We start from the raw sequence: 8,841 nt of genomic DNA, 5'->3' as shown, positions 1-8,841 counted from the left end.
TGTTAATACTTCCCCATCCTCCCCATCCTCCCCATCCTCCCCATCCTCCCCATCTCTCTTGACAATAGGATATCTCACCTTAACTTGTCACCAATGCCCCTTACCCATTACCCATCACCAATTACCCATCACCCATTTGTTTCAATACAATGTAGATGCGATCCTGTGTAAGTAGTTGGTTGTTGTGGTGAATAACGGACGGAGATGGCGGCGTTATGATTTTTCCAGAAAATAACAAACAGAACCCCGAAACAGAAAATAATAATCCCCCTGAAAATGGTCAGCAAAAAGGGCAAGAAACCCCCATTATTGCCGATCCTTGGGATGATTTAATAGAACTATGGGACGACACAGAGAACGACGACTTTGTGCCGCCAGAAAACGCCTTCACCCCACCTGAAGACTCCGAAGACGAACTCGAAACCCCTCAACCTCCCGCCGAGTCCAAACCCTCTAACCCACAACCCAATGCGTTAAGCGGGGTTCTGAATGACTTAGAACAACTGATTTTAGAAGACTCTCAAGACTCAAACCCCTCGAAATCTGCAAAACCTTCCAAACCCTCCAAACCTGCCTCAACCGCTAAAAGTGACCAGTCCCCAGCAGACTTAACCCAACGCATTTCTCGCTTCCAACCGCCTTCTCCTTCCCCTTCTGAGGACAACTTAGAGGAGGATTGGTTATTCGATTCTTCCACAGATGCGTCCTCTGCTTCTCCGTCTTCTCCCTCTCAACCAGAAACTTCCCAACCCTCTCCGACGGTTTCCCCTACGGAACAACCACAACCGAAAAAACAGAAAAAGTCCTCTAAACTTTCTGCCTCTCAACCCCAGAAACCGAAAAAACAGAAAAAGTCCTCTAAACTTTCTGCCTCTCAACCCCAGAAACCCGCACAACCCCAAAACACTCCCACCCCTCCCTCCTCTGACACTCAGCAAGGGGAAACCTCTCCAGAAACTCCCTCAATTTTCCAATCCTCTCCCCCTCAACCAGAGACCTCCCCAGAGTCTCCCCAAGTGGCTGAGAATGAGGAACAACAACCCACTCAACCCCAAGCATCTCCCTCAGTGGCTGAGAATGAGGAACAACAACCCGCAAAACCCCAAGAGTCTCCCTCAGTGGCTGAGAATGAGGAACAGCAACCCGCAAAACCCCAAGAGTCTCCCTCAGTGGCTGAGAATGAGGAACAACAACCCCCTAAACCTAAACCCTCTCCAACCGTTTCCTCCTCTCGGAAACCCTCGGCCACTCCTCAAAGAAAAACCCCACCCCCTCCTCCTCCTCGTAAACCTTTTGGAACTTCAAAAACCACCTCAAAATCAAAAACCACCTCAAAAGCAAAACCCTCCTCTCCCCCTGCGGACTCCAAACCGAACCAACCTGTTGCACAAAAGAAACAGAAAACAGAAAAACCCTTTTTTGGGAGTAAAACAGACCGGAAAAAAGCTGATGCGTCTATCTCCTCTCTATTTCGCTCTAAAGGGGATGAATTAAATGATCCGTTGAAGGATATTCGCAGTTTATTGCTCTCAGAACCGCCTAAAATTTCTCCTCCTGAGTTACCGGAAGATGAGGAAGTGTCTTCCCCTGAACCTTCTCAGGAAACTCCTTCTAAGGAGTCCCAAGGGTCTCCTGAGATGGACTATGCTTCTCTAGCAGAGTCGTTACAGTCGTTACAGAGAAAGCAACAACAAAAGCAGCAACAGAAGCAGCAACAAGCAAAAACGACTCCTCCTGAGACGGTAAAACCTCCTCAACCTGCGGTAGAAGAAACTCAACCGCAGCAAGAGACACCAGAGGAAAGTCCGTCGATGTTTTCCTCTCCACCGTCTCTAGAAGACTCCCAAACCCAGGAGACACCAGAGGAAACTCGGTGGGTATCTCCTGCTCAACCTGCGGTAGAAGAAACCCAAGAGACACCGGAGGAAACTCGGTGGGTATCTCCGACTCAACCTTTTGGGGAAGAAACTCAACCAGAGACTCCAGAGACGGTTTTACAGACGGAAACGCAGACTCCAGCAGCTAACACGAATGTTGTTCCGCTTACCCAGAGAAGCTCCTCTCCCACCCCACATAAGAGTACCTTGGCCGCAGTGACGGAGGCCGCGGAGTCTTATTCATTGAATGAGTCTGAGGTGAAACAGTTAAAGCAGTTGGTGAGTACGTTAGAGAATAAGTTATCGAGTCTGGAAAAACAGATGTATGAACCTACGGAGGTTATTAACCCCCTTGTCCCGTTAATGGTGCAGTTGCTCAAGATGAAGGTGGAAATGTCCCAGGAGGTAATTCTGGAGGCGGCCAGTCCGGTGATTGATAAGATTATCCAACAACGGACGCAGCAAAACCGAGAAGCGATGGGACGAGCGATGGCCACGTTAATTCCGGCGGCCATTGAGGAGGAGATCAGAACTTCACCGCGACAAATTGCTAGGGCTATTGCGCCGGAAATTGCGGTGGCGATTCAAGAACAAATTAAACTGGAACGGGACTCGATTTCTCAAACCTTGGGTCCGGAAATGGGACGAGCGATTAAACGCCAGATTGATTTAGAACGGGATGCGATGGTGGATGCTCTCTATCCGGTGATCGGGAATACGGTGTCTCGATATATGGCCGAATGGGTGAGTACGGTGAATGAAAAGGTGGAGTCCACCTTGAGTATTGAAAAATATACTCGCAAAATCCGGGCGAAGATTCAGGGAGTCTCGGAAGCGGAGTTGATTTTACGGGAGTCGCAACCGATTACGGTGCAGGCGATTTTCTTGATTCAGAAAGCGTCGGGGTTGGTGATTGCGGAGTATCAACCGTCTTTTGAGCATCGTTTAGAGTCGAATATGATGGCGGGGATGCTGACGGCAATTCGTAGCTTTGTGAATGACTGTGTGGCGGATTCTGGAACAATTTCGGAGTTAAATGAGATTGAGTATGGGGATTCGCGGATTATGTTGGAGGTGGCGGGATATTGTTATCTGGCGGTTGTGGTGAAGGGGGTTCCGGAGTCGTCGTATCTCCAGAAGATTCGTCAGACGATGATGGCTATTGTCCAACAGCATGGGGATGTGATTGAGTCTTTTGATGGGGATCAGGAGACTGTTCCTAGTGATATTTCAGATCGTCTCACCAATTTGGCGGAACTGCCGAGTCAACATCCACCGAAGAAGAAACCTGTCGCGCTGTTGGTGATTGGGGGATTGATTTTGCTGATTCTGGTGGGCTTTTTTGGGACGGGATTGGTGAGTGGTTTCTTGGAGCATCGCAAGGAACAGAAAATCGCTGATGCGCTTAGTGATCTTGATCCCATGAGTTATACTCCCATTAATGCTGAGGTGGAGGGGACAGAGGTTACTTTGCAAGGCCGGGTCCCTTCGATGACGGTTAAGAATAATGCGGCGCAGATGGTGGAGGGGGTTGATCCGAATTTGACTATTGATAATCAAATTACGGTGGTTCAAGTGCCTCCGGATGCGGCCTGGGTGGCTACGGCCATTGAGTTGGTTACGTCGATTATTAATCGTGATCCTGATATTGATGTTACGGCGGCCTATGGGACGGAGCAGGCGATCGTGCGGGGGACGTTTTCTAATCCTGATGATTATGATTTTATTGTGGAGTCCTATGAGAAACTGCCGGGGGTGAAGGAGGTTAATAGTCAACAACTGCTTCCGGCGGTGTTGCAGGAACGGATTTATTTTGCGAAAGGGTCTGGCCAGCTTAATCAGGGTGAGATTCGCGGTAAAATTGCTCCTATTCGCCAGTTTTTGGAGAGTAATCCCGATTTACAATTAAAGATGATTGGTCATACGGATTTGTCCGGAGAGAAGGAGTTAAACCAGTCGTTGGCCGCGGAACGCGCGATCACAGTTCAGCAAGTCCTCGAAAATGGTGGCATTGACTCTAGTCGCCTCGAAATTGAAGGGATAGTCGGACCGCCTCCCGATGTTGACAAAGACAATGAAGATTTAAGTCGGTGCGTTCGCTTTGAACTGGTCTCAAAAGAAGCATCTTAGTTATTAAAATTATGGGTACAACTGCCAAGAAAATTTGTCTAGTGGGAGATTTTGCGGTTGGAAAAACCAGCTTGATCCGTCGTTTTGTGGATAATCAGTTTAGTGATGACTATTTGTCAACGGTAGGGGTTAAACTCTCTCGTAAATTAGTAAAATTGACGGAATCACGTTCCATTGAGTTATTAATTTGGGATATTGAAGGACAAACCCAATTTAAAAGCATCGCTCCCAGTTACTTACAAGGGGCAAAAGGTGCTATTATGGTGGCGGATGTGAAACGGCCTGAAACCATTCAAAATCTAAAAAATCATCTCGATTTATTTTTCTCAATCAATCAACAGGGGTGGGTAATTGTTGCGCTAAATAAAGTTGATTTAATTACTCCAGAGAAATTAGATAAATTTCTGCAAGTAGAGCCGTTTTCTCAACAGTCTAGGGTGCTAGATACTTACGGAACTTCAGCAAAAACAGGAAAGGATGTTGAGGAAATTTTCTATGAATTGGCTGAAGGAATGATGCTGTCAGAATAAATGGAAAGTTGGGTAAATGTCGAGTTTTAATGAGCAGATTTTTATCCCTCCTCATGTTCAGTATATCGTGCTGGATGCTGATTTGATAGTTCGGGATTTTTCTCTAGGAGTGCTTCAATTTATCGAAGCAGAAGATAGTTTTGCGGTTAACCAAGATATTCGAGAAAGTTTCCCGGAAATTATTGGCTGTGAAGCGATTTTTGAGGGGGTTTTAGCGGGACACCAACCAGGGTTTGATCTCAAAGGCATTTCTCGCACTACTCCCACCCATCCCGATCAATATATTGACCTTTATTTTCAAAAATATAGCGGTCCACAGGGAGAGAATTATTTAGTTCTCTTTGTTGAAGATGTGACCGAAAAAATGCAGCTTGAGCAAACCTTAGTCCAAAGTACCAACGAAACTAACTTATTGCTCACTGCACTCACGGCCTCTAGAAATTATATTAATCGCATTGTTTCTTCTATTGCTGATGCGTTAATTGTCACCGATACTCAACACACCATCACCACCGTTAACCATGCCACCGAAAAATTATTAGGCTATTGCCAAGATGAATTAGTCCATGAATCCTTTTTTGAGTTTATTCTTGAGGGGGAACAACAACTCCTCGAACTTCCCCAGATTCTCCAACAACAGGGAGAATTATCCCGAAATTTAGAACTCATTTGTCAAACCAAAGCCGGAACAAAAATTATTGTGGCTTTTTCTTGTTCCGGGATTCAAACCGAAACCCACGGAGACGGCAACCCCCATAGTCTCACCCCGGAAATTGTCTATATTGGTCGAGATATTACAGAGCGACGACGGACCCAACAACGGTTAGCTACTCAATATGCGATCGCCAACATTCTCTCAGAATCCACCGGCCTCGAAACCGCCACTCACAACATCTTAGCCGCCATTGGCGAAAACCTAGAATGGGATATTGGTGAATTGTGGCTTCCCCTACAAGCAGGAATAAGTAAACCCATTCCCCTCCTCTCCCCCAATGCCCTCTATTCCGAAGAAGTGGCCTCCCTCCCCACTTCCTCCCCCTACCTCCAACGAGTGGACTTTTGGAGTAATAACGCTCCCATCTTTCAACGATTTGTTGACCAAACCAATCGTGTGCTGTTACAAGCAGGAGTAGGATTAGCTGGCCGAGTCTGGGTGCGGGGAATTCCCCAATGGATCAGTGATCTGAGTCGAGATGTGGACTTTGGCGAAGAATCCGGTGCATCGAAAGTGGGATTACAAAGTGCCTTTGCCTTCCCCATACAAAGTGGCAATGAAATGTTAGGCGTAATGTCCTTTTTTGGCCGAGAGCAACTCCCCCCAGATCAAAACCTCCTACAAATGATGGCCGCCACAGGAAATCAACTGGGACAGTTTATTAAGCGCAAAGAAGCAGAAAAAGCATTATGGGAACAACAGGAAAAAACCGAAAGTTTATTACTCAATATCTTGCCTCAACCCATTGCCGAACGACTGAAAGAGGACACCCAAACCATCGCGGATAATTTCGATGAGGTAACGGTATTATTTGCGGATTTAGTGGGGTTTACCGAGATTGCCAGTGATCTACCTCCTATTGCCATTGTGGAACAATTAAACGTGATTTTCTCACAATTTGATCAACTCACCGAACGACATAACCTAGAGAAAATTAAAACCATTGGGGATGCCTATATGGTGGTGGGAGGTTTACCAACTCCTCGCACAGATCATGCCTCTGCTATTGCAGAAATGGCGTTAGATATGCGGGACACCATTAAACAAATTAATCAAGAAACGGGACAACAGTTTCAGATTCGCATGGGCATTAATACGGGATCAGTAGTGGCCGGAGTGATTGGCACGAAAAAATTTATTTATGATCTCTGGGGAGATACGGTGAATACGGCCAGTCGTATGGAGTCCCACGGAATTTCCGGATGTATCCAAGTCACTGCGGCCACCTATGAGCATCTTAAATCCCAATACCGTCTAGAAAAACGAGGGGTCATCTCGATTAAGGGAAAAGGGGAGATGACCACTTATTTGCTTGTTGGTCGGTAATTGGTAATTGGTAATTGGTAAAAAAGGGAACAGTAATTATTATCAACTATCAACTATCAACTATCAACTAATTATCCTCTCATTTCATTCTGGGATAACTCTAGTAATTCGGGGACAGTGACAAACTCATAACCCTGTTTTTTCAACTCTTTGATAATGGTAGGGAGAGCATGGATGGTTTTTTGTCGGTCTCCTCCGCCATCATGTAATAAGACAATCCCCCCTGGACTCGCTTGACTCAAGACATTTTTGACAATAGTCTGAGACGAGGCATAATAATCCTTGGAGTCGGCAGACCACATCACCACCACTTGCCCCTTTTTCGCTGCATAACTGGCTAAACCGTTCTCTAAATAGCCGCCAGGGGGACGAAAGAGAACACTTCTCACCCCAGAGGCTTTTTGAATCCATGCAGAGGTATTATCAATTTGATGGGCCGCCCCGGCTTCGCTTTGTTTGTGATAGGGGTGACTCCAACTATGATTGGCTAAGGCATGGCCTTTTAAATGGAGTTGGCGGACTCGTTCTGGATATTTCTGAACATTTTGCCCTAAGAGGAAAAAGGTGGCTTTTACATTGTAATGCTGCAAAATGTAGAGAACTTCATTGGTGAATTTGGGGATCGGGCCATCATCAAAGGTGAGTGCAATAACCTTACGGCCACTTTTTAAGGGGACTTTGTGAATGGTTTTGCCTTGGAATTCGGGAGGAACGGTAAAATTGCTATGACGGGCGATCGCTTCGAGTTCTGCCGTTTGTTGAGTCAGCGCATTAGACGCTAAACTGGACAGTCCCTCTAAACCCAGGGTCAAGTTACTCTTGGTTTCGGGCCGCCAACCATTTTTCATAAGATTTAGATTTGCAGCCCGACTGGTCGGAAGGCTAAATCCTGCTAAAAGACTCAAGGCGGCAGCCATTAAAGTAATTTTTCTTAATTTCGAGGTTAGGAGAGAATGCTGCCACTGCACTAACCCGGTTTGAGAATCCTGCTTTTGTTGCCTTACGCCTTTCATGGATAAAAACTTGGTAAGTTTGGACATCCCAGGTTATGGGACTGGAAAAAAGGATTGAATCAATGATTGGTCGAGTGAGTTGGTTGGAGTTTCCCTAAGACTCTATACCACTGCTTCCTACGCTGTTTGACGGGAATGGGGTTGGCTTCACCCCCGCTTCGCCTCAGTTCCCTCTCGGCTCACACAGGCTCTAGGAATTACCCCTTTAAGAATAGAGATTTATTTATGCCGAGAGAGTTCCTGGCGGAGAATGAGGAAAACAACGGCTTAGGAAAGCTCAGTCCGTCTTGGGTTGACACCGTTTACTGTTGGAGATCACCGAACCTCGTCTGTTTAGACTGAGGTGGGTTGACTGCTTCAAGAGTCGGGGTGCGGGATCCCCTGTCTCTGGTTGAGTTTGTTGCTGATGCTCCCAACAATCTTGATCGCGCTAGCTAGATGATTTCTCAGTGAATAGGAAATCACTGTACCCTGTCTAAGTCAAGGTCTATCTGATTTCTTTAGCACTCGCTTAAAATCATATCCGGAATGTTTCAGAATCGCGCTAAATTTTGTTGAAAAATGTAAAGCTGATCGAGGCGAAGGGCGGCTAAGTTGAAGTGATTATGGGGATCACTCTGGGGATCACGATCTGGGTGGGCAAAGGTTAAGAAATTTCCCAGTAATAGAGCGTAGATTCTTCTTCAGAATTAGGTAATTTGATCACTTGTTTGGGGGGCCAGTCTCCCAGATCAAATTGATGGGAAATAATACGGGTTTGGGGTTGGAGTTGCCCGAAAAGCTGAGGCCGGAGACGGAGGTTGAGGTGGGGGAGGAGATAGAGAAAGACGACGGTGGCGGACCGGAGATTGGCGGTGAACAGGTTGCCTTGATGGAAGGACAAGCGATCGCGCCTTGGACTCTGCTCGGCCTGCTGTCGGGCCGCCGCAATTTGCTGGGGATCAATATCAACCCCCACTCCCCGACACCCAGATTTTTGCACCGCCGCAATGAGTAAATTTCCTGCACCACACCCCAGATCGTAGAAAATATCATTAGGGGTTAATTGGGCTAACTCTAAAATCGTTGTGAAGGTGTCGGCAGGTGTGGGAATATAGCCAATATCAGGTTTCACGGTTCATCATCTGCTGTTCGAGTATTCCCTTTGTACCATATCTCTCCCCTCCCATTCCGTGAGCTTTCCTTCTGCCCTCTGCTTCCTGCCTTCTGCCTTCTGCCCTCTGCCTTCTGCCTTCTGCCTTCTGCCTTCT

The 8,841-nt window shown here is 46.7% G+C and carries 5 protein-coding genes; 3 read left to right on the top strand and 2 right to left on the bottom strand.

What is annotated here, in order from left to right; all coding sequences use genetic code 11:
- Positions 1-215: 215 nt before the first annotated feature.
- The 3 genes from PN462_RS22165 to PN462_RS22155 are packed head-to-tail and all read left to right on the top strand — an operon-like array spanning position 216 to position 6,578.
- Positions 216-4,007 carry an OmpA family protein gene (locus tag PN462_RS22165; protein ID WP_272131030.1) on the top strand — a complete coding sequence of 1,264 codons (3,792 nt, stop codon included), beginning with the start codon at positions 216-218 and terminating at the stop codon, positions 4,005-4,007.
- An 11-nt stretch (positions 4,008-4,018) separates the two neighbouring features.
- Positions 4,019-4,537, top strand: coding sequence for a Rab family GTPase (locus PN462_RS22160; RefSeq protein WP_272131029.1), 519 nt, complete (start codon positions 4,019-4,021; stop codon positions 4,535-4,537).
- A 16-nt stretch (positions 4,538-4,553) separates the two neighbouring features.
- Entirely contained in the window at positions 4,554-6,578 is a 2,025-nt protein-coding gene (locus tag PN462_RS22155; protein ID WP_272131028.1) for an adenylate/guanylate cyclase domain-containing protein, read from the top strand.
- A gap of 71 nt (positions 6,579-6,649) precedes the next feature.
- Here PN462_RS22155 and PN462_RS22150 read toward each other — a convergent pair whose 3' ends face one another.
- Positions 6,650-7,618 (bottom strand): polysaccharide deacetylase family protein, encoded by a 969-nt coding sequence (locus PN462_RS22150; RefSeq protein ID WP_272131027.1) that lies wholly within the window; start codon positions 7,616-7,618, stop codon positions 6,650-6,652.
- Positions 7,619-8,237: 619 nt separating this feature from the next.
- The gene (locus PN462_RS22145) at positions 8,238-8,705 is read right to left on the bottom strand and encodes a methyltransferase domain-containing protein (RefSeq protein ID WP_272131026.1); all 468 of its coding nucleotides are present in this window, start codon (positions 8,703-8,705) and stop codon (positions 8,238-8,240) included.
- Positions 8,706-8,841: the final 136 nt, after the last annotated feature.

The organism is Spirulina sp. CS-785/01 (assembly GCF_028330525.1).
GTDB lineage: Bacteria > Cyanobacteriota > Cyanobacteriia > Cyanobacteriales > Spirulinaceae > JAQMSD01.
The sequence above is the reverse complement of the archived record's forward strand: the minus strand, read 5'-3'. Positions and strand labels throughout refer to the sequence as shown.